At 40.2% G+C, this 23,151-nt stretch carries 20 protein-coding genes; 13 read left to right on the top strand and 7 right to left on the bottom strand.

Annotated elements, in window-relative coordinates:
* The 13 genes from CQA63_RS00725 (at position 1) to CQA63_RS00670 (ending at position 17,679) form a co-directional block, all read left to right on the top strand.
* Positions 1-1,398 (top strand): FAD-linked oxidase C-terminal domain-containing protein, encoded by a 1,398-nt coding sequence (locus CQA63_RS00725; RefSeq protein ID WP_104699197.1) that lies wholly within the window; start codon positions 1-3, stop codon positions 1,396-1,398.
* A 70-nt stretch (positions 1,399-1,468) separates the two neighbouring features.
* Complete coding sequence (locus tag CQA63_RS09625) at positions 1,469-1,633, top strand: hypothetical protein (protein WP_170128346.1); 165 nt, start codon at positions 1,469-1,471, stop codon at positions 1,631-1,633.
* A 299-nt stretch (positions 1,634-1,932) separates the two neighbouring features.
* A complete protein-coding gene (locus CQA63_RS09620) occupies positions 1,933-2,094 on the top strand; it encodes a hypothetical protein (RefSeq protein ID WP_158655423.1) in 162 nt (53 codons plus the stop codon).
* Positions 2,095-2,583: 489 nt separating this feature from the next.
* On the top strand, positions 2,584-3,255 hold the full coding sequence (locus CQA63_RS00715) for a glycosyltransferase family 2 protein (RefSeq protein ID WP_244916251.1): 672 nt from the start codon (positions 2,584-2,586) through the stop codon (positions 3,253-3,255).
* A 2-nt stretch (positions 3,256-3,257) separates the two neighbouring features.
* On the top strand, positions 3,258-5,249 hold the full coding sequence (locus CQA63_RS00710; RefSeq protein ID WP_104699200.1) for a DUF8201 family protein: 1,992 nt from the start codon (positions 3,258-3,260) through the stop codon (positions 5,247-5,249).
* Between the two features lie 106 nt (positions 5,250-5,355).
* Positions 5,356-6,003 carry a class I SAM-dependent methyltransferase gene (locus CQA63_RS00705; protein ID WP_104699201.1) on the top strand — a complete coding sequence of 216 codons (648 nt, stop codon included), beginning with the start codon at positions 5,356-5,358 and terminating at the stop codon, positions 6,001-6,003.
* A gap of 9 nt (positions 6,004-6,012) precedes the next feature.
* A complete protein-coding gene (locus CQA63_RS00700) occupies positions 6,013-7,671 on the top strand; it encodes a hypothetical protein (RefSeq protein ID WP_104699202.1) in 1,659 nt (552 codons plus the stop codon).
* A gap of 72 nt (positions 7,672-7,743) precedes the next feature.
* Positions 7,744-9,963, top strand: coding sequence for an autotransporter outer membrane beta-barrel domain-containing protein (locus tag CQA63_RS00695; protein ID WP_104699203.1), 2,220 nt, complete (start codon positions 7,744-7,746; stop codon positions 9,961-9,963).
* Positions 9,964-9,980: 17 nt separating this feature from the next.
* On the top strand, positions 9,981-10,361 hold the full coding sequence (locus CQA63_RS00690) for a GtrA family protein (RefSeq protein WP_104699204.1): 381 nt from the start codon (positions 9,981-9,983) through the stop codon (positions 10,359-10,361).
* 67 nt (positions 10,362-10,428) lie between these two features.
* On the top strand, positions 10,429-11,811 hold the full coding sequence (locus CQA63_RS00685; RefSeq protein ID WP_104699205.1) for a sodium-dependent transporter: 1,383 nt from the start codon (positions 10,429-10,431) through the stop codon (positions 11,809-11,811).
* 23 nt (positions 11,812-11,834) lie between these two features.
* Positions 11,835-13,724, top strand: coding sequence for a dihydroxy-acid dehydratase (gene ilvD, locus CQA63_RS00680; RefSeq protein ID WP_104699206.1), 1,890 nt, complete (start codon positions 11,835-11,837; stop codon positions 13,722-13,724).
* Between the two features lie 185 nt (positions 13,725-13,909).
* The gene (locus tag CQA63_RS00675; protein ID WP_104699207.1) at positions 13,910-17,179 is read left to right on the top strand and encodes a DUF7149 domain-containing protein; all 3,270 of its coding nucleotides are present in this window, start codon (positions 13,910-13,912) and stop codon (positions 17,177-17,179) included.
* Positions 17,137-17,679 carry a TaqI-like C-terminal specificity domain-containing protein gene (locus CQA63_RS00670; RefSeq protein ID WP_104699208.1) on the top strand — a complete coding sequence of 181 codons (543 nt, stop codon included), beginning with the start codon at positions 17,137-17,139 and terminating at the stop codon, positions 17,677-17,679. The genes CQA63_RS00675 and CQA63_RS00670 overlap by 43 nt, the downstream gene beginning before the upstream one ends.
* Positions 17,680-17,718: 39 nt before the next feature.
* On the opposite strand, the gene CQA63_RS00665 is transcribed toward CQA63_RS00670, so the two are convergent.
* The 7 genes from CQA63_RS00665 to tgt form a co-directional block, all read right to left on the bottom strand.
* Positions 17,719-17,934, bottom strand: a complete 216-nt coding sequence (locus tag CQA63_RS00665; RefSeq protein ID WP_147288703.1) for a hypothetical protein — start codon at positions 17,932-17,934, stop codon at positions 17,719-17,721.
* Positions 17,935-17,958: 24 nt separating this feature from the next.
* On the bottom strand, positions 17,959-19,386 hold the full coding sequence (locus CQA63_RS00660) for a hypothetical protein (RefSeq protein ID WP_104699210.1): 1,428 nt from the start codon (positions 19,384-19,386) through the stop codon (positions 17,959-17,961).
* Between the two features lie 68 nt (positions 19,387-19,454).
* On the bottom strand, positions 19,455-20,186 hold the full coding sequence (locus CQA63_RS00655; protein WP_104699211.1) for a tRNA1(Val) (adenine(37)-N6)-methyltransferase: 732 nt from the start codon (positions 20,184-20,186) through the stop codon (positions 19,455-19,457).
* Positions 20,174-21,202, bottom strand: a complete 1,029-nt coding sequence (gene ribD, locus CQA63_RS00650) for a bifunctional diaminohydroxyphosphoribosylaminopyrimidine deaminase/5-amino-6-(5-phosphoribosylamino)uracil reductase RibD (RefSeq protein ID WP_104699212.1) — start codon at positions 21,200-21,202, stop codon at positions 20,174-20,176. Before ribD ends, CQA63_RS00655 begins: the two co-directional genes overlap by 13 nt.
* On the bottom strand, positions 21,192-21,659 hold the full coding sequence (locus tag CQA63_RS00645) for a ribosome maturation factor RimP (protein ID WP_104699213.1): 468 nt from the start codon (positions 21,657-21,659) through the stop codon (positions 21,192-21,194). The genes ribD and CQA63_RS00645 overlap by 11 nt, the downstream gene beginning before the upstream one ends.
* Positions 21,659-22,015 carry a 30S ribosome-binding factor RbfA gene (gene rbfA / locus CQA63_RS00640; protein ID WP_104699214.1) on the bottom strand — a complete coding sequence of 119 codons (357 nt, stop codon included), beginning with the start codon at positions 22,013-22,015 and terminating at the stop codon, positions 21,659-21,661. The genes CQA63_RS00645 and rbfA overlap by 1 nt, the downstream gene beginning before the upstream one ends.
* Positions 22,012-23,148, bottom strand: coding sequence for a tRNA guanosine(34) transglycosylase Tgt (gene tgt / locus CQA63_RS00635; RefSeq protein ID WP_104699215.1), 1,137 nt, complete (start codon positions 23,146-23,148; stop codon positions 22,012-22,014). Before tgt ends, rbfA begins: the two co-directional genes overlap by 4 nt.
* Positions 23,149-23,151: the final 3 nt, after the last annotated feature.

Genomic DNA, 23,151 nt, shown 5'->3' with positions numbered 1-23,151 from the left:
ATGCTTGCACTTACTCATATCCAAGCGTTAAAGAAAATCGTAGGAGAGGCAAATTGCTATGATGATAAGGCTCATTTAGTGGCATATTGCTATGATGCCACTAAAGAGCGCTACGAGCCCGATGCAGTGGTGTTTCCACGTGATGAAAATGATGTAAGTGCGATTTTGTCATATTGTAACACGCATAAGATTCCTGTGATTCCAAGAGGGGCGGGCAGTGGATTTACCGGCGGGGCGTTGCCCGTGAATGGCGGGATCGTGCTTGCTATGGAGCGATACTTTAAAAATATTTTAGAAATTGATGAGAAAAATCTTATCGCAAGAGTGCAGCCCGGAGTAGTCAATAAAGCCTTTCAAGAAGCGGTTGAAAAACGAGGCTTATTTTACCCCCCTGATCCCGCAAGTCAAGAATATAGCACTATCGGGGGCAATGTAAGTGAAAATGCTGGAGGTATGCGCGCGGCAAAATATGGCATTACTAAAGATTATGTTATGGCATTGCGCGCAGTGCTTCCTAGTGGTGAGATTATACGTGCAGGTAAAAAAACCATTAAAGATGTAGCAGGATTCAATGTCGCTGGTATCTTAATAGCAAGCGAGGGGAGCCTTGCAGTCATTACAGAAATCACATTAAAGCTTATTGCTAAGCCTAAATTTTCACGCTCAGCTATGGGGGTATTCCCCAGTATAGAATCTGCTATGAATGCCGTATATAAGAGTATGGCAAGTGGTATTACACCTGTGGCAATGGAGTTTTTAGATAATTTAAGTATTCGCGCGGTTGAAGAGCGATTCCATAAAGGCTTACCCGTAGATGCAGGGGCGATACTTATCACTCAAGTTGATGGTGATTTAGAAGAACAGCTTGCGTTCCAGCTTGAGAAGCTTATGGAGAAGTTTAAAGAAAATGGCTGTGTTGATTTCAAAATCGCTAAAGATGACCTAGAGGCACAAAACCTTTGGTTTGCAAGACGTAATGTTAGTCAAAGCATTACCATTTATGGTAAAAAGAAGCTTAATGAAGACATCACCGTCCCACGCTCCGCACTCCCTGAACTTTTAAATGCTATAGCAAGCTTAAGCCAAAAGTATGATTTTAAGATTCCATGTTTTGGGCATACCGGTGATGGTAATGTGCATGTGAATGTAATGGTGCCAGACCCTAGTGATAAGGCGAGTTTGCAAAAGGGCTATGAGTGCATTGAAGAGATATTTAAGGTTGCTATTGCCTTAGAGGGGACACTCAGCGGTGAGCATGGCATAGGGCTCTCTAAAGCCCCCTTTATGCGTCTAGCTTTTAGTGAGGCTGAAATGGACTTATTTGCACGCATTAAGAGGGCATTTGACCCAAATAATATTTTAAATCCGGGTAAAATGGGGCTTGTTATGGGAGATTAAGGCTTGTGCAGCGCATTGCTTAGTAGCCTTGCATTGTCTCTTTAGAGCCTTAAAACGCGCTGTCCTTATTTTGATAGATTTACACATTTTTAGGGGAAGGCGCTTATCTTTTAAGCGATTTTGCGTGATTTGTGCAAGTATGGGCAAGAGTAAAGCCCGTGTGCCTTTTGCTTGCACTCAAGGACTAGTCCGCTCCTTTGGCTTTAAGCTCACAAAACCCGCAAACTCATCTTAAAATATATTTATTGATTTAATATCTTGGTATGTGTGAAATGAATTCACACATACCGCCTAAAGCTTGACTTATAGCTAAGCTACGCTTATCTATCAAGTCGTTTTCTAAGGGCTTGATTATGAAATGCCAAAGCGCCTTTCGGGGGGGGGGCACTCAATCTGACTTTTCTACCCTTTTGGGTGGTTTTGGTTTTTCGCCTGTGTGGTAAGGTGGTAAGTTTGTCATTCTGAGCCTTTAGGCGAAGAATCTCTCTTATCCGCTAAAGACTCCTTAACAGAAACGCTAGAAAGGCAGTTACTTTGTCATGTCTTGCGGGCTTTATGCCCGAAGAATCTCTAAAGGAATCACTAGTCGCCCACAGAGATTCTTCGGTTGCTGCGCTCCCTCAGAATGACAATAGTGGTAGAGTCTCTAGTAAATCGAGTAGAGATCTTCGCCTCCTACGCTCCCGCAAGACATGACAAACTAGTTACCATTACAAGAGGGTAAGCCTACTCTATAAGGGCACAAAGTTTGCCATATTGAGGCTTTGTAAAAGCCCAAACATCTTTGCAAGAATCACTAGTCGTGCTTTTTGGTGTTTTGAAAGCAATTCTTCAGCTTCTGGTTGGGGTTTAGAATGACAATAGGGGCAGAGTCGTTGGTGATTCTAAGCCTCCTTAAGGAGGCTTAGATGGCGCTTCATTTTCTACTTCCCTAAAGCCTAACTCCCTAAAGCCATCTCTTCAGGTCTGTCTCCTGCCTATCCCTCAAGCTAAGTTAATATGCTTTTGCTACAATATGGCTTATTTCACTCATAGCTAAAGGATCTCCATGTCTTCGCATTTAGCCCATAATGCGGCGGGGGGGGGGTAGATACATCTTCTCTTAAGCCCCATTCTCTGCCTACACTCTCTATCATTATCCCTTGTTTTAATGAAGTAAATACGATTTTACATCTGATTGAATGTGTGCAAAATGTGTCTTTAGCCTATCATAAAGAAATTATCGTAGTAGATGACTGCAGCAGTGATGGCACTAAAGAGATATTACAAAGCCTGCAAAATGCCAACGATTCGCATATTTCTAAAGAAGATTCCAACCAGCCAATAACACATTTGCATATACTCTATCATCAAGTTAATCAAGGCAAAGGTGCGGCATTGCGCACGGGTATTGCTTTTTGCAGTGGGGATATTGTGCTTATCCAAGATGCAGATTTAGAATACGACCCCAATGAATACCCTAAACTCTTAGCCCCCTTTGAAAAGGGCGTGGCTGATGTGGTCTTTGGCTCGCGCTTTGTGAGCGGAGATTCTCATCGGGTGTTGTACTTTTGGCACAGAATGGCAAATGGCGTGCTCACGCTTTTATCTAATATGATGACTAATCTCAACCTCACAGATATGGAGACTTGCTATAAGGTGTTTAAAAAAGAGGTGATAAAAAGCATTGTTATAGAAGAAAATCGCTTTGGCTTTGAGCCAGAGATTACCGCTAAAGTCGCCAAATACAAAAATGTGCGTGTGTATGAAGTGGGCATTAGCTATTATGGTAGGACATACCAAGAGGGTAAGAAAATCGGCTTTAAAGATGGCTTGCGCGCACTCTATGCGATTATCAAATACCGCTTTAAGGCTTAGGCATGGAAGCTTTATTGGTAAATGTAAAAATTATTAGCGCACTTGCTTTGTGGATAATGGCTACATATGGCTATGGGCAGCTAGGTATCAGGGCTTTGCAAAGATTTGTAGGCTATTTTTTCTATAAGGGTCAGCTGAGGGGGGAGCAAAATATTGCTAAAGTTTTGCTCGATGTGAAGTTTAACTTCCTTTTCAAGGGCATTATGGGGGTAGTGGTATTAAGTATAATAAGCGGGGGTGTGCATTTTTTCTTCCCGCTTAATGCTACCTTTAGCATAGTGTTTTTAGCCATAGGTTTAGGGCTCTTTGTCTTATTTTTTAAGCGAGAGCTAGCGTTTGTGAAAATGCCTCTACATTGGGGTTATATGTTTATTGCTTTTAGCTTGGCTTTTTATCTTGCAAGTGTGCTAAGCATTAGGGTTGAGAGTGCCTATGATAGCGGGCTTTATCATATACAAGCGATTAAATGGATACAGGAGTTTCCCATAACTTTTGGCATAGCCAATATCCACACAAGATTAGGCTATAACAATATTCTCTATAACTTCGCTGCCCTAAGTGAAGTCTCACAGATTTTCCCCCATATTCGTAGTTTTATTTGCAATGAAATAGTGGCGTTTTTCTTTTTCTTTAGTGGGTTTTTGAGCCTTTATAATCTCAGGACTAAGCGGCTGAATGATATTTTTATGAGTGTGGGGCTTTTGATTGTGGCTATGGAATTTTGGTGGCTTGGCGGTGGGCTTTATGCGGAAGGGATTTTAGGGATTTTGGGCATAAGCTTAGTGGGGTATATGATTTTTATTTTAGAGCATAGGGGTATCAAACCCCCCGTTTCTCAAAGCACTAATGTATCGCCTATAGACGGAGGTGAAGAATCTTTTTACAAATCTACTAACGATTCTTCACTTTGTCATGTCTTTGGCAAAGCCGAAGAATTTCTACCCAAATCACTAGTTGCCCACAGCAATTCTTCACCTGCTCGCAGGCTAAGACATGACAATAAAAATGAGCCTATCTCACACAAGGAAGTTAGTTTGGCTCACAAGAATTCACAAGCATTCACAAGGGAATCACTAGCAACTTTCGCCCTGCTTTTTGTTATTGCCTTTTTTAGCATTTATATCAAAATATCTTCTGTAGTGCTGCTTGTATGCGTGCTTTTTGTGTATTTTCAATATTATGCTATTTCAAAAGCAAGCTCTAAAAATGCCCTTTTGCTTTGTGTGCTTGGTGTAGGGCTAGGCGTGTTCTGGGCGTTAAAGGGCATTTGTATCTCAGGGATGGTAGCTTACCCTGCTAAAGTACTTCATATAAGTGCCTTGCCCTGGGCAGTAGATGAGCAAAGGCGCGTAGCTGAAGTGATGAGCATACATAATTGGGCAAAGGTTGCGGGTAGCCCCAATAGAGCGGAACTTTTGGCAGATTACTCTTGGCTGAAAGTATGGAATAAGATTTATATCAGTGGTGTTTTTAGGGATTTATTGCGTTTATTGGGCTATGCGTTGGCATTTTTGGCTTTATTTATTGGGCTAAAATATCTCAAGCTAAGCGCATTTAAGCCCTATTTTCCCCTTATATGTGCCCTTATTTTAGGTGTGGTATTTTGGTTTATCTCTGCTCCTGACCCGCGCTTTGGATTTCAATACTTTTTTCCTCTTATTGCTTTATTTCTTAGCTTTGTGGTGAGCTATTTTCTTAACCATAAAGAGCATTATCTTTTAGGCTTGCTCTTTTTGTATATCTGTGCTTCCTTGAGTATAAAGCACCTTGAGTTTAAGGCTATTGATAAAAGAGAGGGAGTGAAGATTCCAAATGATATAGTCATAGAATCTGCCTATACGAATTCTCATCTTTTGGTGTATTACCCCTTAAATGATGATAGGGTCTATGACGCCCCGCTTCCAGCCGCGGCATATTTTAACCCCAAACTTAGCAAAACATTATTTTTAGGCAGAGATATGTATTTTATAGAATCTTACAACAATACAGAATGAGAAAATGCATAAGTGCCTTTAGGGGGTTCTCCGCCTCTATTTGGGCTTTGAGAAGTCTCAAAACATAAGGCAAAACACAAAAAATACTTATTATAGAAGGAGTAAAATGAAAGAAGCACTTTTAGAGGGGTTATTACGACAAATGCGCTTAAGGCGCACTCTTCCTACGATTAAAGCCTTTAAGGAGCCAAGTGTGCTTGATATTGGCTGTGGGTGGGAAGTGAGGCTACTTAGGGAGATTGAGCCCTATATCGCAAGGGGTGTGGGTATTGATTTTAAAGCCCCGCACATTTCCACAGAAAAATTAGAGGTTTTCCCCTATTATTTTGAATCTAAGCAAACCTCACGCTCGCCTGCAGCAGCGGGGGGGGGGCAGCTCAATAATTGGGAGAATGCCTCTTATTTGGGATATTGCAAATTGCCCTTTAAGGATAGCGAATTTGATGTGGTATGTCTTTTGGCGGTTTTGGAGCATTTGAACTACCCTTTTGATATGATGCAAGAGATTGCAAGAGTGCTTAAGCCTAAAGGTGTGGCTATTCTCACCGTGCCTAGTCATCTTGCTAAGCCTGTGCTAGAGTTTTTAAGCTTCAAGCTTAAAATCGTAAGTGAAGATGAGATAGCAGACCATAAGCGTTATTATAATAAAAAAGACTTGCTTTCTTTAAGTGCCAATCTCAATACCCTAAAACTTGCAAAGCATAAATATTTTCAATGCGGTATGAATAATTTTGCTCTTTTTGAGAAGCAATAAGGAGGAAGTATGAGAAGGAATATAAGGCTTGTAGGTGTATATTTTGCCTTGCTTTTTATGCTATTTATGTGCTTTTTTACCCTTATTTATCCTATTGTGCCTTTTTGGGGCGATGATTGGGTGCTTTTAAGCGCGTATGGCTCGCTTAAACCGGTGGCGTACTCTTGGATCCCTGCACGTTTGCTTCCACCATATATTCATACAGGCATAGGCATTTTTAGTGTATATGTGCTTATGCCTCTTTTTGGGTTAGACTTTGTGGATTCACTCACTTTGGGGAGTGCGCTTGTTTTAAGCACAGGGCTTTGTGTGCTGTGCTTTTGTGTATATTGCTTGCTTGGTGCTATCACACAAAGTAGGGTTTTGGGCTTGTTTCTTACTTCTATTTTTGTGGTGGGAGGGTTTTGTGCGACTAAGGCGAGTGTTATGCCCTTATTTTTGCCTGCAGATTTAGAAGCTGAGGGTATGGGCTATATTTTAACGCTCATTGGCTTTTATATCTTGCCAAATGCACTCAACTTATGCTTGCTTTGCTTGGTGGTGTATTTGCAGGCTGTGCGTATGGGTTTAGCTAAAGCTCCGCAGTTTATGCAAAAGCCCAGTTCCTCTCTTTATCTCTTAGCGGGGGGGGGGGGCATAACACTCCTCTATTTAGCACAATTTTCCATAACAAGTGCGAGTTTGCTCCTTGCTTGCTTTTGTGGCGTAAGTTTATGTATTGAGCTCTTATTATTTATACTTTTTAAACGTGCAAAAATGGGCTTTGGGCACTTTTTGCTTTATGATTTAGGATTATATGGGCTTATATGCTTTATTTGCGTGATTTTATGGATTGTGGCGGCATATTATGATATGCACTCAGGCAGGGCAGAGTATTGCGGAAGCTTTAGCCTTAGCTTTGGGGTAGGCTATATGTATAAAAGCCTTAAAATTCTACGCGATGGATTCTATGCGTTGTTTGCTATGGTGGTGGCTTTAGCCATTTATAGGGCTTATGTGTATAAGCCTTTAAGGGACATTGTTTGGATGATTCTTAGTTATCTTGTGTGCTTGATATGTCTTTATACTTTGCTTGTGTCAAAATGTGGGGCGAAGTATTATTTGATGAGTGGCTTGATGTTATGCTTTTTATGGGCGATGTGCTTGCTTTTGGCTTTAGTATTAATGAGTTATGCTAAAAGAGATGCTTCACCCCTTGCAGGGGTTCGTGATGGCAATAGTGGCAGAGTTTCTAGTGATTCTAAGCGAGATGCTTCAGTCGCTCCCGCTCCCGCAAGAGCTGATAATAACCCTAGCATTTCAAGTGGCAATTCTTCGGTAGTTGGTGCTTCCACTAAAGGTGATGATACACTGCTCATTCCCCCCAAAGTTTTAGTGCTCCTTAGTTTTATGGCATTTTTTGCATTTTTACATCCTTTTGAGCCTTATAAAGAACGTCCAAGGAGCGCTTATCTCTACCATAGAGAATATGCAAAATCATGGGTAAAGGAAGCTCAAGTAGCAGCAGAGAGTGGCAAGCAAAGCCTAAGTATTGTTATCCCGGCTAAATTTCCTCACTGGAGGTGGGAGGGCTGGTTTTTTGAAGGTTTTGCCCATACTTTAAAGCATTATGGCATTATTGATAAGCCCCTTAAAGTGCGCTTTGAGGCAGATACTCCACTCAATTAATATAAGACTTATAGAGCATAGCATATAATTTGCTTTTATAAGACAAGCAAAATGATAAATGTAAGGTATTGTATGAGGTATTGGGTGCTATTTATTGTGCTTATGCGGGGCTTAGGGGGCTATGATTTTAGCTCTTTGCCTAGCTTTATTGTGCTCCATCAAGGTGAAAACCGCAGCGATAGGAGCATAGCTAGAGCTGGCAATGGCGCGCAAACATCTTTTAGTATTAATAGGCTCTCCATCATCGGGGCAAATGGTGCAAACTGGACATTAAATGCCAATAACAACACTACGCATATAAACATAAATGGCGCTCTTAGCTTGGATAAACAGGCTTTAGTGGCATTGCTTAATCACCACACTTTAGCTTTTAATGAATCTAGCTCTACTTACATTAATGAGGGCTCAGCCTTGCATGTTATCTTAAATGCTACTACGCTCTCAACCGCACAAGGGAGCGAGTATGGAGCAAAATCTAAGGTGAAGATTAATAAAGGTGCGCACATATATATTGCCAAGAATGCAAAAGCAGACTTTCAAAATATGCTTTATTTTATCAATGGTGGTGATATAAGCCTAGAGCAAGGTGCGTCTTTAAAAGTAGAGGCAAGCAATGGGGCTATTCGTTTTGAGCATTCACTGAGTAGCAATGGAGGGAATATCCAGCTACAAGGCGATGTGTATAATGTAGGCTATCCTACGCGCGTTACTCAAAATACTATTTCAAGCTTTGTGGTGAGAAATGCTCAAGTGGAGGTGAGTAAGAATTTTTATAATGGCGGGCAAACAGATAATGCGGTGGATACTTCAGGCTCTGTAGGAGGGGGATATAATGTCTTTGATCCCTCTTTTGGCGGGGGAGGTAGCCTTGTACTGCAGGGTTCAAAGATGATAGTAGAGGGGAAGTTTGTATCAGAGCAAGGGGGAGATAAATATCAAAGTGGTGCTATTTATAATGCGCGACATTCAGAGGTGAATCTCTATGGGAGCGTTCTTGAAGTCAAGGGAGGCTTTGAGAATAAAAGCGGGAGCACACTTACATTGGGTGCATATAATGGCACTATGGGGCAGCTCAAAGGGAATTTGACAAACACTAATGGGCGAGTACAGGTAGATATGAGGGGAGCAGATATAGGTGATCACAAGCTCATTACAGGCACAATCACGGGCATACAAGATAGTGATATAGAAGTGCTAGGGGCTACAGATTTTGCAACAGGCAGCTATCTTGCGGGGACTTTGAATGTGGTTAAAAACCAAGCTGCCATAGATGAATTTAGCCAAGATCTTGGGGCGAATGCCGCAGGGATATTGCATATCTTAGAATCTGCGACAAATGTCTATACCGAGCTTAATTATATGGAGTTAAGCTCTATGCTAAGTGATGTCCAATCTCAGCAAGCAAGTAGCCTTATGCAGCCATTTATCACCGCAGGGATTATAGAGAAACTCGCTCAAAATATCAGTGATAGTGCCTCAAATGTGCATATCCATACGCATGGAGGAGGAGTATTAAGCCAAACTTTAGGTTCAGGCTTTATGGGTGGTGTGAATATAGGCGTTGATATTATAAGCAAGGCTAATGCGAAAGCGCATATTTATGGAGGGTATATCTATGGTTCTAGCACACTAAGAGATGATTGGACTTCTATCTCAAGTGAAAGCACTAGCTTTTATGGCGGATTGGCTCATCGTCTAACATTAAGTGATACATATAAAAGAAATATCTATCTTTTTAATACCCTTTATTTTGCTAGCCATACCTTTAGTGAGAGCGGGAGCTTAGATGGCGTTGGCTCAGGCATTAAGCTGGAATCAAAATATAATGCCTATCTTTTAAGTGTGGGTTCAAATCTTGGCTATGGTTTGAAGTTAAAAAGAGGTGAGATTATCCCTTATGTGGGGGTGAAGTATCATTCATATATGCTAGGTGAAGCTCAATCTCAAGCCGTTATTTCTACCAATAGAGAGGCAAGCGATAGCTATCATATTTATGCAAATTTAGGCATAAGGGGTGGAGTGCAAAAGCAAAGTTCAGAGTTTTTCTATCATCTTGGCTATGCTTTCTTAGCATACAATAGCGCTAAGGTAATGAGCCTTAATATGGTCGCTAATGGCGCAGAGCAAACGAATTTTTATGATTATAAAAATGCCCATAGCATAGCATTTAATCTTGGCACGAAATATGCCCTAAGCGAAAAAACTTTTATGTTTCTTGGTGCAGAATATATAGGCTATTTGCCAGATACGCATGTGTTTGGTGCGAATTTGGGCTTACGATATACATTTTAAGGGAGTTAGAGGCTAAAATGAAGCCATATTATTATAATTTTGTGAAATATCTTTTTGTAGGTGGGAGTGCTGCTTGTATTAATTGGCTTATCTTTTTTATCCTTTTTAGCGTTTTTGGTTTGTATTATCTTTTTGCAGGGTTTTTAAGCTTTGTGCTAGCCACTTTGTGGAATTTTGCCTTTGCGAAGATGTTTATTTTTAAAGATTCAGGGCATTCCCTTTTGAAAGAAAGCATGCTTGTTTATTTGGTGAGCTTTGGGGGGCTGCTTATTGATATGGGTGTGTTGTTTGTGTGTGTGGAATGGCTAGGGCTACATGAGATGTTAAGCAAGATTCTATCCACCGGTGTAGCTTTTGTGTTTAACTTTGGTATGAGGCAGTTTGTCATTTATCGGTGAGTTTGTGAGCATATTGTAAGCAAAAATCAGTACAATATGCCTTTATCACTTCCTCTAAAGGCTCATAATGAACAATTTTAGCAAAATCGGCTTTATACTCGCTGCACTTGGAAGCTCTATTGGCTTAGGACATATCTGGCGTTTCCCTTATATCGCGGGGGAAAATGGCGGCGGGGCATTTGTATTGTTTTATTTATTTTTAGCCCTCTTTGTGGGTATTGCTATGCTTATAGGCGAAATGCTTATTGGCAATAAGGGCAAGGCAAATGCCTTTAAAAGCTATGAAGCGCTAGCTCCTTCTAGCTGTAAAAAATGGAAATATGCGGGGCTTAGTCTTATTGGTGGTCCTATTATCCTCTCATTTTATGCTATTGTGCTAGGTTGGGTGTTTTATTATCTTTGCAAGGTAAGCTTTAGCCTCCCTACAGATATGGAGAGCTCAAATGCCATCTTTACCCATCTTTATACGCAAGGATTTTTAGAGCAGAATCTGGGGTTTATATTTGTAATGCTTGTGAGTGGCTGGGTGATTTCACGCGGAGTGAAAAAGGGCATTGAAATGCTAAATCTTATCCTAACTCCCTTACTTTTTATTATCTTTTTTGGCTTGCTACTTTATGCTATGAGTATGGAATCTTTCCCCAAAGCCTTAAACTTTATGCTAAGTTTTGATATTGAAGGGGTCAAAAAGGCATTGCAACCTGATGTGTTTATTAATTCTTTAGGGCAAGTATTTTTCTCTCTCTCGCTTGGTGTGGGGATTATCATCACTTATGCCGCCTCCTCACAAGATAATCAAAACCTCCTTAAAAGCGCGCTGTGGATAGTGCTCTCAGGCGTAGTGATTGCCATTATGGCTGGGCTTATGATTTTCACATTTGTGTATGAATATGATGGCGCAGTGGGCGAGGGCGTGGGGCTTATCTTTAAAACCTTGCCTGTTATGCTCTCCCACCTTGGAATCTTAGGCAATGTTATCGCCTTTTTATTCCTCTTAGCCTTTAGCTTTGCGGGCATTACTTCAGCGATTTCCTTGCTTGAGCCTGCGGTGATGTATGTGAGTGAGAGTTTAGGCTGGAGTAGGGCTAGGGCTACTTGGAGCATAGTGCTGGCTACTTTGGCTTTAGGCGAGCTTATTATCGCCTCTATTTGCACTCCTTTAAGTGAGATTCTTAGCTTCAAGGGCAAGTCTCTTATGGATATAGTGGAGTTTTTATCAGCAAATATCATTATGACTTTAGGCGGGCTTTTGGCTGTGATTTTCATAGGCTGGGTAGTGCCTAAAGGCAATTTGCGTAACTTCACTCAAAGCTTTTTTACTCCGGCGATGTTTGCCCTCTGGTATGGCATTATGCGTTATATCGCCCCGTTCATTACCATTGTGATACTTATAGCAATGTGTGCAAAATTCTTTAGCGATGAGAATCTCATACAATTACTTTTTGACTAAATAGCTTACAACAAGGAGAGATTATGCGAAGTGATATGATTAAAAAAGGCTATCAAAGAGCCCCACATAGGAGTTTATTACGTGCTACGGGATTACAAGATGAAGATTTTAATAAGCCTTTTATCGGCGTGGCAAATAGCTATATAGATATTATCCCGGGGCATTTTTTCTTAAACAAATATGCCCAAATTATTAAAGATGAGATAAGAGCCGCTGGGGGTGTGCCTTTTGAGTTTAATACCATAGGCATAGATGATGGCATTGCTATGGGGCATAGCGGTATGCTCTATTCTCTGCCTAGTAGAGAGCTGATAGCAGACTGCATAGAATCTGTGATGAACGCTCATGCCTTAGATGCGATGATTTGTATCCCTAATTGCGATAAAATCGTGCCCGGTATGCTTATGGGGGCATTACGCGTGAATGTGCCTACAATCTTTGTAAGCGGTGGTCCTATGAGGGCAGGCAAGCTTGAAGATGGCACGATTTTAGACTTAAATTCTGCTTTTGAAGCGGTGGGGGCATTTAATGAGGGGAAGATTAGCGAGGAAAGATTATATGAAATAGAATGCAAAGCCTGCCCGGGTGGAGGGAGCTGTAGCGGAATGTTTACTGCTAATTCTATGAATACGCTTTGTGAGGCTATGGGCGTGGCATTAGAGGGGAATGGCACTATCCCCGCTTTGAGCAAAGAGCGCGAGGAGTTATTAAGAAAAGCCGCGCGCAGAATCGTGGAGATTGCCTTAGATGAGGCTAAGAGTGAGCAATTCAGATTTCGCAATATCTTAAATGCCAAAGCGGTGCATAATGCCTTTGTGGTGGATATGGCAATGGGTGGCAGCACCAATACGATTTTGCATATGCTAGCTATTGCTAAAGAAGCAGAAGTGCCCTTTAAGCTTGAAAATATCAATGCCATTGCAAGTCAAGTAGCACATATTGCTAAAATCGCTCCGGCTTTAAGTAGTGTGCATATGGAGGATATTAATAGGGCGGGCGGAGTTTCAGCCGTAATGAAAGAAGTCTCCAAGAGAAATGCGTCTCTTACGCAATCTTTAAATGAGTGCGGCGATTTGACTCGGTCATTTGCGTCTAGCAAACTCCCTTCGCCAAATCTTGCACAACATTCAAATCTCACGCAAGAGAGCGACATTTCAAGGCATAGCACAAATACTAGAATTTTTAATGGGTCTAGTGAGTCTAATGAGGACAGCAATAGAACCAATGAATCTAATGGCATTCTCTACCTTGATGCTTTGACGATTACAGGGGAGACTTTGGGTGAGCGAATCGCAGGGGCGGAAATTGTGGATTCACAAATTATCCGTCATAATGAAAATGCCTATTCTCAAGCAGGCGGGCTAAAAATCCTCTATGGCAATCTCGCCAAAGAGGGTGCGGTGCTTAAAGTCGCTGCCGTAGCAGAATCCATGAAAGAATTTGAGGGCGTGGCTGCGTGCTTTAATTCACAAGATGAGGCGTTAAAGGGCATTGCTGGAGGCAAGGTAAAAGCGGGGAATGTTGTGGTGATTCGCTATGAGGGTCCAAAGGGCGGTCCGGGAATGCAGGAAATGCTAAGCCCCACGAGCCTTATTATGGGGATGGGGCTTGGTGAATGCGTGGCGCTTATTACCGATGGGCGCTTTAGCGGGGCGACAAGAGGGGGCTGCATTGGGCATGTGAGCCCAGAAGCAGCAGAGGGTGGGCTAATCGCGCTTGTTGAAGACGGCGATAGAATCGCCATTTCTGTAAGCAAGGGGAGCTTGGAATTACTAGTAGATGCTAAGACTTTGGAGGAGAGAAGAGCGCGCTGGAAGCCCATTAAAAAAGACATTCAAAGCAAATGGCTTAAAAGATATGCCCTTTTGGTGAGTAATGCGGCAAATGGCGCGGTGCTAAAAACGGAGTTGTGAGAAGCAATGATTAAAGCCCAGCCTATGTCCATTTTGTTGCTTGAAATGGTCTCATTTTTGCAAACAAATACCATTGCTTTAAGCAAACAAAGTAGAGATGGCAGATTCTAGTTTTAGAGATATTTATACTAGATTGGGATAAAGGATTGGTATGAAATTCTTATATTTTTCACTAAAGGCATATTATGAGGTTTAAAAATCTTGGGCTTGAGGGCTTTGCTCCAAGCAGTAATGGACTAGAGAGATTTAAAGAGCTGCTTTCAGAATATTTGCAAGCGCTTGGTGAGGATAAAAACCAAAACGAAAGAGCCATTATAAGCAATGACTTAAAGCCCTTTTTAGAAGGTTTGGGCTTTGAAGCACATGCGGGCTATAAGCATAAGGGTAATAGTGAGATTGACTTAGCCCTTTTAAAAGAGGGGGATGTTGAGGTTCTCATAGAGGCTAAAAAGCCCGAGAACAAGCAAGAGATGTTTAGCCCAAATAATCCTAACTGCAAGGCTTTGCATGAGTGTATCTTATACTATCTGCGTGAGAGGGAAAATGCCAACTCAAACCTAAAATACATCATCATCACCAATTTCACGCAGTTTTATATCTTCACAAGTAATGAGTTTAAGCGATACTTTGAGAAAAATAAAAAAATCCAAGATGCCTACCAAAACCTTAAAAAGAAAAATGTGCTAGAAAACCAAAAAGATTTTTATGATGATATAGGCAAGATTCTAAATGCAGAGTTTAGCGGGGATTTAGAGGGGGATATGTTTAATATTTCTCTGCAGGGGGCATACTTTGACCTACAGAATGACAAGCATTTGCACTCTGCCTGCCAAATCCTCAATCGCAACTTTTTGCATAAAGAACAGCGAAGAGATTCTAACGCCCTCAATCCTAAATTTTATTTTGAACTTTTATATATTTTAGGCTTGAAGGAGAGCAATATAAAGAACAAGGTTTTAATCCACATTGATGAGAGTCAAGATAAAAGCTTTGCTAAACATTTAAGGGATAAAATTGCTCAAAATCACCCCCAAGATAGCCAAGATTTGCTCTTTGAAAAAACGATGAGCCATATAATCATCTATCTTAATCGTATTTTGTTTCTCAAACTCATTGAAGCAAATTTATTGCATTTTAACGACTTTGATAAAAGCCTAGAATTCCTACGTTCTGCTAAGATTCCAAGTTTTCAATATTTAGAGCACCTTTTCTTTGAGGTGTTAGCTAAGCCCTATGAAAATCGCGATAGTGATAAGGGCTTTAACTTCCTGCCATATCTCAACTCTTCGCTTTTTATGAAAGATGAAAAAGAGCTTTTAGAATTAAGCACACTTGATAGTGAGCTAAGTATTTCCCCTTTTGCCACCACGCAAACAGCATATAAAAACGACGAAAAAGTGAAATTTCTAACCTATCTTTTTGACTTTTTGGAGTGTTTTGACTTTGGCAAAAGTGTAGATTCAAGCTCAAGCGATAAGCTCATAAGCTCAAGCGTGCTAGGGGCGATGTTTGAAAAGCTTAATGGCTATAAAGAAGGAAGCTTTTATACCCCAAATTTTATTACAAGCTATATGTGCAAGCAGTCTCTAAGCAAGGTGGTCATTGATAAATTCAACGCACAAAATCCAAAATGGAATGCAAAAACCCTAGCAGATATAAAAGATGAAATCCAAAATGAAAAACGAGAGAGCGATGATAGGGCTGCCATTGCAAACAAATACATAAAACTTTTAGAAAGCATTAAAATCTGCGATCCGGCTGTGGGAAGCGGGCATTTTCTCGTCTCTGCTCTCAATGAAATGGTTTATATTTACTATAAACTCGGGCTTTTAAGCTTTGATTATGCACTTGAGATTAAAGATGATGAGATTTATCTAAAAAATGGTGATGAAAATTTCGCTTATAAGCGTCCAAAAAGTAAAGATTCACAAAATCATCAAATCCAAATCGCCCTTTTTAACCTCAAAAAGTCTATTATAGAAAATAATCTTTTTGGTGTGGATATTAACCCCAACTCTTGCAACATCGCGCGACTAAGGCTTTGGATAGAGCTGCTTAAAAGCGCGTATTATTTAGAGGATAGCTTTAAGGGGCAGATTCACAAACTCCAAACTTTGCCAAATATTGATATTAATATCAAATGCGGGAATAGCTTGATTTCGCATTTTCCGACATTTGAATACGATAAAAATCAGAATCCAGAAAAATACACCTTCGCGTGGCTTAAAAACCAAAATACCCAATTTAGCCAAAATTTTAAACAAACATTGCTCCGCTACAATCACCTCGTGCAAACTTATAAAGAAAAGCTAGGCGACAAACAAGAGATAGAAAAAGAAATCAAAGAATTAAAGGCATTTTTTAAAGACACGCTATTAAAGAATAGTTTCACTATGGAATCTTTAGAAAAGAAATTAAAAGCATTTGTAGAAAAATATGGCGATGAAGTCTTTGATATGGATACGTCCTTTGGTATGGAGATGATAAAAATCATTAGAGATAAAAACAAGCAAGGGAAAGGTTATAGGTTCCAACCACCGCTAGACCAACTAGAACCAAGCCCTATAGATAAAAAGGGGCAGGATTTGTTAAATGAAATTTATAAAGCTTACCTTGAGATTGAGAATCTGAAAAATCAACAGACCTTTGAATGGCGGTTTGAATTCCCTGAAGTGCTGGATTTAAGGACTTTTGAAGACCAGCAAGAAAAGGCAAAAAGAAACAATGAAGCAAAACAAGCAAGACTAAATCTCACCACAACAAACATTAGCAAAGCAACAAAAACACAAGATAATGACACCTTTGGCGACTTTGTGGGCTTTGACTTAGTCATAGGGAATCCCCCATATGGTGTGGAGCTTAGCCCAAAAGAAAGGGAGCTTTATAAAAAGTCTTATAACACTTCACAAACTAACACTGCTGCTTTATTTATCTACTTAAGCGATAGAATCTTAACATCAAAGGGTATAAATACTCTCATTGTCCCTAAATCACTTAATTATGTCGCTAAATGGGAGGGTGTGCGAGAATTTATAAGCCCTAGTATGTATTTACTGCTAGATTGTGGTAAAGCGTGGGATTATGTACTTTTAGAAATGGTGATTTTTGCTAGACAAAAAGATGTTATAACACAAAGTTATATCACGCATTTTTTGGAAGATTCTTCGTATAAGCCTTATATTGAATTAGAAAATCAAGAATCTTTAGTGCAAAATGAAGCTATGGTGATTGACAAAAAGCTTATTGGGGTGTTTGATTTTTTCCCCAATAATTTAAGTAAGGAAGAGTTAGAAATAGGAATAAAGATTAAAAACCATAAAAACAACTTGTTAGATTTTGCAGAATGTTTTAGGGGGGGGGGGGCTTTCAAAGTAAAATCTCAACACAAAAGATTAAAGATTCCTATGAAGTTTTGGGCGGAAAAGAAATTCAAAGATATGCCATTAGGGGCATAAAAGGTTATATTTGTAAAGATTTTGTAGATAATAAATCTAACATAGAAACAAATAGCATTCTTTTGCAACGCATTATCTCCCACATACAGAATCCAACACCGCATATAAAATTTACAGCAACTATCGCACCCAATGGTGATAAGCGTCAAATTGTTAATACAATTTTTCAAATCATTTGTAAAGAAAATATTTCAAACAAATATATTTTAGGACTTCTGCACTCAAAATTAATAAATTGGTATTGTTATCGCTTTTGTTTTTCTAAAGCAATTCGTTCAATGGACTTTTCAAATGAAATAGCAAACAAAATCCCACTCCCCGAAATCACCGAGCAAAACCAAAGCATTGCAGATTCTATCATCATTCTAGTGGAGGAGATTTTAAATCTCAAGGCAAAAGATCCCACCACCGATACTTTGCACTTAGAATCCGAAATTGATAATTTAGTCTATAAACTTTACAATCTCACGGAAGCAGAAATCAAAATTATAGAATCCTAAATGGGCTTTAAGCAAAAATATTATACCACTCACCTGCATTCACGGCGGTGCTTTACCGCCCTTGTGTATATGTATATATTCTCTTAGCTCACTATCAAAATTATCTAGCATATCATCTAAAAAGCTTTCTACTTTGTTTGTCTCTATACCGACGATAACTTTTGTTTCCCCAAAAAGCATAGAAGTAGAGATTCTAGGTGTGTCGCTTGGATTTTGCTTATAGGGATTCTCAAAATGAAAGGCGCGATTACGCAAAGTGGGCAAAAGAGATTCTCGCTCCTAAAGAGCCATTCGTATGCAATCATACAACATATCCATATTCTGCTCAGGTACAAACTCCACACCCATTAATTTACCCTTAGAGATAATCTCCGATGGAGGGAGTTGATGAACCACTACGCAAAAAACGGTTTTTGCATTCGCGTTTTTACTCTCTTTATAGGTTTTAATAAAGCCTAAAGCACTTACATTCCCTATTTTTTCATCAATAACTATGATGTCTGTAGGATTTTGTAGGACATTTTTTAGCGCATTAATGGGGTCGCTATCTGTGCTTATAAGGAGGCTTGAGTCAATTTTTTCTATCACTTGGCGGTATTTGAGGATATTCACTTGTGTTTCACGTACAATAAGGAGGCTCTTGCGATAAGTGGTTTCAAGGTAAGCAAGCAGGTCAAAAAGCTCCTTTGAACGTGCAGAGAGCTTGCTTTTATCCAATCCACGTAAAAAGTAGCGCAAGAAAGTCTTAGAGCTAAAGCTCCCCTCAATGCGTGAATTACGGAAAAAGTGTTTGACATTTTGACTATGTTTTGCCCTCGTCCATAAGGTCGTATCGAAGTCATACGCCTTTGTATCAAGGAGAGTTATAAAACGTTCTTTGAGCTCTGTAGTCATGGGCGTATATACCGAGCTAAAGGCATTAAAATGCTCTTCTTTAAAGCGTTTAAGGCGCGCCGTTTCACTTACAAGGGCATCTTTTTGATTCCCAATAAAATTAAGCAAATCCACATATCGCTTACGCATACCCTTTACTTCTTTTTCAACCTCTGCATATTCCTTACTCCCCTTGTCATCGCGCTTACCTAGAGCTTTTTCAGCTTCTGCAAGTGAGCCGCTTAAGACATTGGTTTGGGCTTGAGCATTAGCAAGAGAGCTTTGAATCTCTTCAAGATTGGCTAAGGTTCTATTATATTCTACTTGACGAGCAAGAAATATCATCTCAAAGGCGTAATTTAGTGCATATTGGGTCTTTTTGTCATAGCCCTCATATTCTCTAAAGAGATACACAATTTCATTTTTTAGCTTTTTAAGCACATCATTTTCTATATTAGGATCCATAGCACAAAGGTCATTATACGCGGTGAAGAGAAAACGTCTCATACGCAAGAAATCAAGGCTTAAATGCCCTGCTGTATAGTCTTTATATCTGCTTAAAATCTCATTTTCACGTGCAAAATACTCTTCTATACATACACGTGCAGGTTTAGTTACGGGGATTTGGTCTGGGTCTATGGGTTTTGGCTTAATATGAATTTTAGCAACAACCTTATTTTCAACGACAAACTCAACCTCTTGTCCCTTTTTTAAATCCGAGCTCTCCCCCTCCCATATATCAAAGGCAAAGTCAAATACGCGTTTGTTTAAATCTTGCTCCACTTTTGCCATTTGTGTTTGGCGATCTAGTTCGATGATTTTTCCATATAGCATACAAAGCCCTTTATCCTAAATTGAGGCAAGATTCCATTATACCTTAAGCTTTAAAATGTTTATGAAATTTAGAGGGCTTCTTGTGTAATTTTAATACTTTTGGTTTGAGCCCATGCGTAAATATCTTTTAGCTCCTGTGTATTATCAGTTTGAATGGGGCTAAGATGTGTAAAAAGCGGAGGAAGGATACGCAAGGGAGATTTGCTTTGAATCTGCGCTTTAATGAGCACAAGGCTTGCTTCTCTATCGGAGAGAGAATGTACAAATCGTGCCATATCAATATGCAAACCATACGCCTTTGCCTCAAAGAATAGCTCATTACTTAGCCTTGCATCATAACACATACAGAGTATGCCATTAGGCTTTAAAACGCGCTTGATATGCCCTAAAAGGGCTTTTAATGGGAGAAAACTTTGGAATCTTGCCATATTTTTTCGCTCATTATCGCCTAATAGCCCTCCTGTGCTATAAAATGGAGGATTAGTGATAATAAAATCAAACTTCGCTTCTGGCTTAAAATCTAAAAAATCTATCCAATGCACCACCCCTTGGAAAGGCTCGCTATTTTTACGCGCTAGAGTGCTCATTAGCTGATCTTTTTCTACAAGATGCAGCTCTGCCCTGCCTCCTAAAGAGAGGATTTCTCTTGCGCATAATATGCCTAAAATCCCACTTCCTGCGCCTATGTCTAAAATACGAAAATGCTTTTTTAAAAACTGGCGTGCAAAATGAGCAAGAATCAGGCTGTCTGTGTTGTAACAATAGCCATTTTCAAGCTGATAGATATTCAAACAAGCCATAATGCTATATCCTCTCCTATATTGAGGCTTGCCATAAGCTTAAAGTCCCCGCTAAAAGTATGGCGCAAGTCTTCGCCTTGTGCGCATATAAGGGCTTGGTGAATAAGCAGCATATCGACATACCCCCTCAAGGTATGCAGGAGATTCCAACCTCCCTCTATAATCACAAAACCCTCTAAATCCTCTATGTCTTTAGGGTTATTGCTAAAATGTATGCGGGAGGCAAGGAATGGATTAGCAACAGGGAGGGCTTTAAGATGATGAGAGAAGATAAGTACTTCTGGAGTGGCGCTATTATCGTATGGAGGAGTAGCATAGCGGGCATTAAGCTGTGGGTTGTCATTACGTAATGTCGCACCTGAAATACATATATAATCACACACGCTTCGTTGATTATGCGTGAAAACTTGAGATTGCTCACATGATATGCGCCCATTTTTATAGCTACCATCAAGCCTTTGGGCAAGCTTATAAAGCACAAACCGCCCTTTATTGCGCAAGGTTTCAAAGGGTAAAAGCAAGGCTTTAGCATTTGCATTTAACATTTGAGTTTGCATAAAGCTTGCATTAATGTGCTGGGCTAAGAGATATGCTAAGCCACCAGCGGCTTTAATATGCGCCTCCGTAGTGGCGATACACACTTTTGCTAGTTTTAGCTTAGCGATTAATAGCGCACATGGCGGAGTTTTCCCATAATGATTACAAGGCTCTAAACTCACATAAAGGCTACATTGATGAAAAATGCCATTATGATTTGCTAAGAGATATTCATGGATTGCTGCTGGGCTTTTAGCTTGGAATATGGCTTTGTCTTGGGTAAGTTTATAATAGGCATCGCGTAAGGCAATGACTTCTGCATGCGCGTCTCCTGCCTTGATATGCACGCCACTTGAGAGAATCTCCCCATTTGGGGCAAGTACAAGCGCGCCCACACTTGGGTTGGGGAGGGCTAAAGTTTGGTGCTGCCATGCGAGGGCGCAGCAGTGTTGTAATAATAATTCATCACTAGAGTGCAAAAATCACCTTTGTTTTTTTGATATTACCCATGGGTATATGCGTGCTTTTGCCTTGAGAGATTATATCTATGCCTGATTCACTTATATTTTGCAATATCCCCTCAAGCGAGCTCTTATCCATAAGTTTGACTTGAACATACTCCCCGAGTGAAAAGCTATAGTGACTAGGAGTTTTTAGCACTCTCTCTAGCCCCGGAGAGCTTACCTCAAGGTAATAATTATGTGCGATATTTTCTTCTACATCAAGCAGGGGGGAGATAAGGCTGCTTAGATTCTCACAATCACTCAAACTCACAGCACACGCGTGAGAATCTGCTATTTGCATAGGGGCTTTACGTGTAATGCTTATGCGCAAAATGGGGCGATCATCTTCTTTTAGCATTTCAATATCATAGATATAAAGCCCAAGTGACGAGGCGAGCTTGGCGATTTTCTCTTGTGTGGTGGCTAAAAGCATTATATCTCCTTAGAATCTTTAGCCTTAATCTGTGCAAAGAGCGTATCTAATGTATTGGCATGGCTTAAGCTTAAATCAAAACTAAAGTGTAAAGTAGGGGCGCGAAACCACTGCGTGGAGCTTAAGATATAATCTCTCAAAATCCCCTCTGCTTTTTTAAGCTTATGGAGGATTGAGCGTTTTTCATCTTCGTTTAAATGTGTGCCCTCAATATATACTTGTGCGCTTTGCTTGCCTTTAGAGCATTTCACATAAGTGATATTTAGGGTATTAATTTGTGTGTCATTGAGTTGTGAAATCGCTTCGCTTAAAATCTCACAAAGGGCAGATTCTAATCGCTGTTGTTTGATATTCATAAAGGAGTCTCCATTTCTCTTAAGCTATAAAACTTTTGGCGATATGCCTTAAATTCGCCTTGTAAAATCGCCTCTCGCGCACCTTGAGTGAGACGAAGATAATAATGTAAATTATGGATTGAAGCAAGGCGATGATAGGTTATTTCATTGGCACGGAAGAGATGGCGCAAGTAAGCTCTGCTAAAGTGCTTGCAAGTATAGCAATCACAAAGTGTATCAATGGGATTTTGGTCATTCACAAAGGCTTGAGATTTAATATTGATTTTACCAAAATGCGTAAAAAGTGTGGCATTTCTGGCATTACGTGTAGGCATAACGCAATCAAACATATCCACACCTAGGGCTATAGATTCGATAATATTTTCAGGTGTGCCCACACCCATAAGATAGCGCGGCTTGTCTCTAGGCATAAGCGCTGTAGTATGCTCGATACACTCATACATTGCCTGTGTTTCTTCCCCAACAGCCAATCCCCCAATAGCAAAGCCATCAAAATCTCCCATATTAAGAAGTTGTGTGCATGAGAGCGTGCGAAAATGCAGATTCACTCCTCCTTGAATAATGGCAAAGAGATGATTATTTAGCCCCAAGCCCTTTGCTTGATTAGCTTTATGATATATAAAACTCCGCTCTGCCCATAGGCTTGTGCGTCTTATAGAATCTGCTATTCTCTCATCACTTGCGGGCAAACCGACTAAATCATCAAGTACCATCATAATGTCGCTATTAAGGGCATATTGTATATCAAGCACAAATTCCGGAGAGAAGAAGTGTTTTGAGCCATCAATATGGGATTTAAAACTTATGCCATCTTCGCTCCTTTTTACATTTGTATTCAAGCTAAATGCCTGAAATCCCCCGCTATCAGTAAGAATATTCCCACTAAATGCAGCAAAATTGTGAATCCCTCCAAAGGCTTGAAGTGTTTGCAAACTCGTGCGTAAATACATATGATAGGTATTTGCAAGGATTATCTTAGCCCCGAGTATTTGAGACATATCTATGCTATCAAGTGCTTTTACACAGCCTTGTGTGCCTACAGGCATAAATATGGGCGTTTGCACTTCACCATGCGCTAAAGTAAGGCTTAAAGCCCTTGCTTTGCCATCTTGTGCTTGGAGTGTTGTGCGCATAGG

The sequence above is a fragment of the Helicobacter marmotae genome (assembly GCF_003364255.1).
In the GTDB taxonomy this organism is placed as follows: domain Bacteria; phylum Campylobacterota; class Campylobacteria; order Campylobacterales; family Helicobacteraceae; genus Helicobacter_C; species Helicobacter_C marmotae.
The sequence above is the reverse complement of the archived record's forward strand: the minus strand, read 5'-3'. Positions and strand labels throughout refer to the sequence as shown.

Coding starts and splice junctions, on each gene's coding strand:
- CQA63_RS00725 (WP_104699197.1), top strand. CDS start 1: ATGCTTGCACTTACTCATATCCAAGCGTTAAAGAAAATCGTAGGAGAG.
- CQA63_RS00710 (WP_104699200.1), top strand. CDS start 3,258: ATGGAAGCTTTATTGGTAAATGTAAAAATTATTAGCGCACTTGCTTTG.
- CQA63_RS00705 (WP_104699201.1), top strand. CDS start 5,356: ATGAAAGAAGCACTTTTAGAGGGGTTATTACGACAAATGCGCTTAAGG.
- CQA63_RS00700 (WP_104699202.1), top strand. CDS start 6,013: ATGAGAAGGAATATAAGGCTTGTAGGTGTATATTTTGCCTTGCTTTTT.
- CQA63_RS00695 (WP_104699203.1), top strand. CDS start 7,744: ATGAGGTATTGGGTGCTATTTATTGTGCTTATGCGGGGCTTAGGGGGC.
- CQA63_RS00690 (WP_104699204.1), top strand. CDS start 9,981: ATGAAGCCATATTATTATAATTTTGTGAAATATCTTTTTGTAGGTGGG.
- CQA63_RS00685 (WP_104699205.1), top strand. CDS start 10,429: ATGAACAATTTTAGCAAAATCGGCTTTATACTCGCTGCACTTGGAAGC.
- ilvD (WP_104699206.1), top strand. CDS start 11,835: ATGCGAAGTGATATGATTAAAAAAGGCTATCAAAGAGCCCCACATAGG.
- CQA63_RS00675 (WP_104699207.1), top strand. CDS start 13,910: ATGAGGTTTAAAAATCTTGGGCTTGAGGGCTTTGCTCCAAGCAGTAAT.
- CQA63_RS00660 (WP_104699210.1), bottom strand. CDS start 19,386: ATGCTATATGGAAAAATCATCGAACTAGATCGCCAAACACAAATGGCA.
- CQA63_RS00655 (WP_104699211.1), bottom strand. CDS start 20,186: ATGGCTTGTTTGAATATCTATCAGCTTGAAAATGGCTATTGTTACAAC.
- CQA63_RS00645 (WP_104699213.1), bottom strand. CDS start 21,659: ATGCTTTTAGCCACCACACAAGAGAAAATCGCCAAGCTCGCCTCGTCA.
- rbfA (WP_104699214.1), bottom strand. CDS start 22,015: ATGAATATCAAACAACAGCGATTAGAATCTGCCCTTTGTGAGATTTTA.
- tgt (WP_104699215.1), bottom strand. CDS start 23,148: ATGCGCACAACACTCCAAGCACAAGATGGCAAAGCAAGGGCTTTAAGC.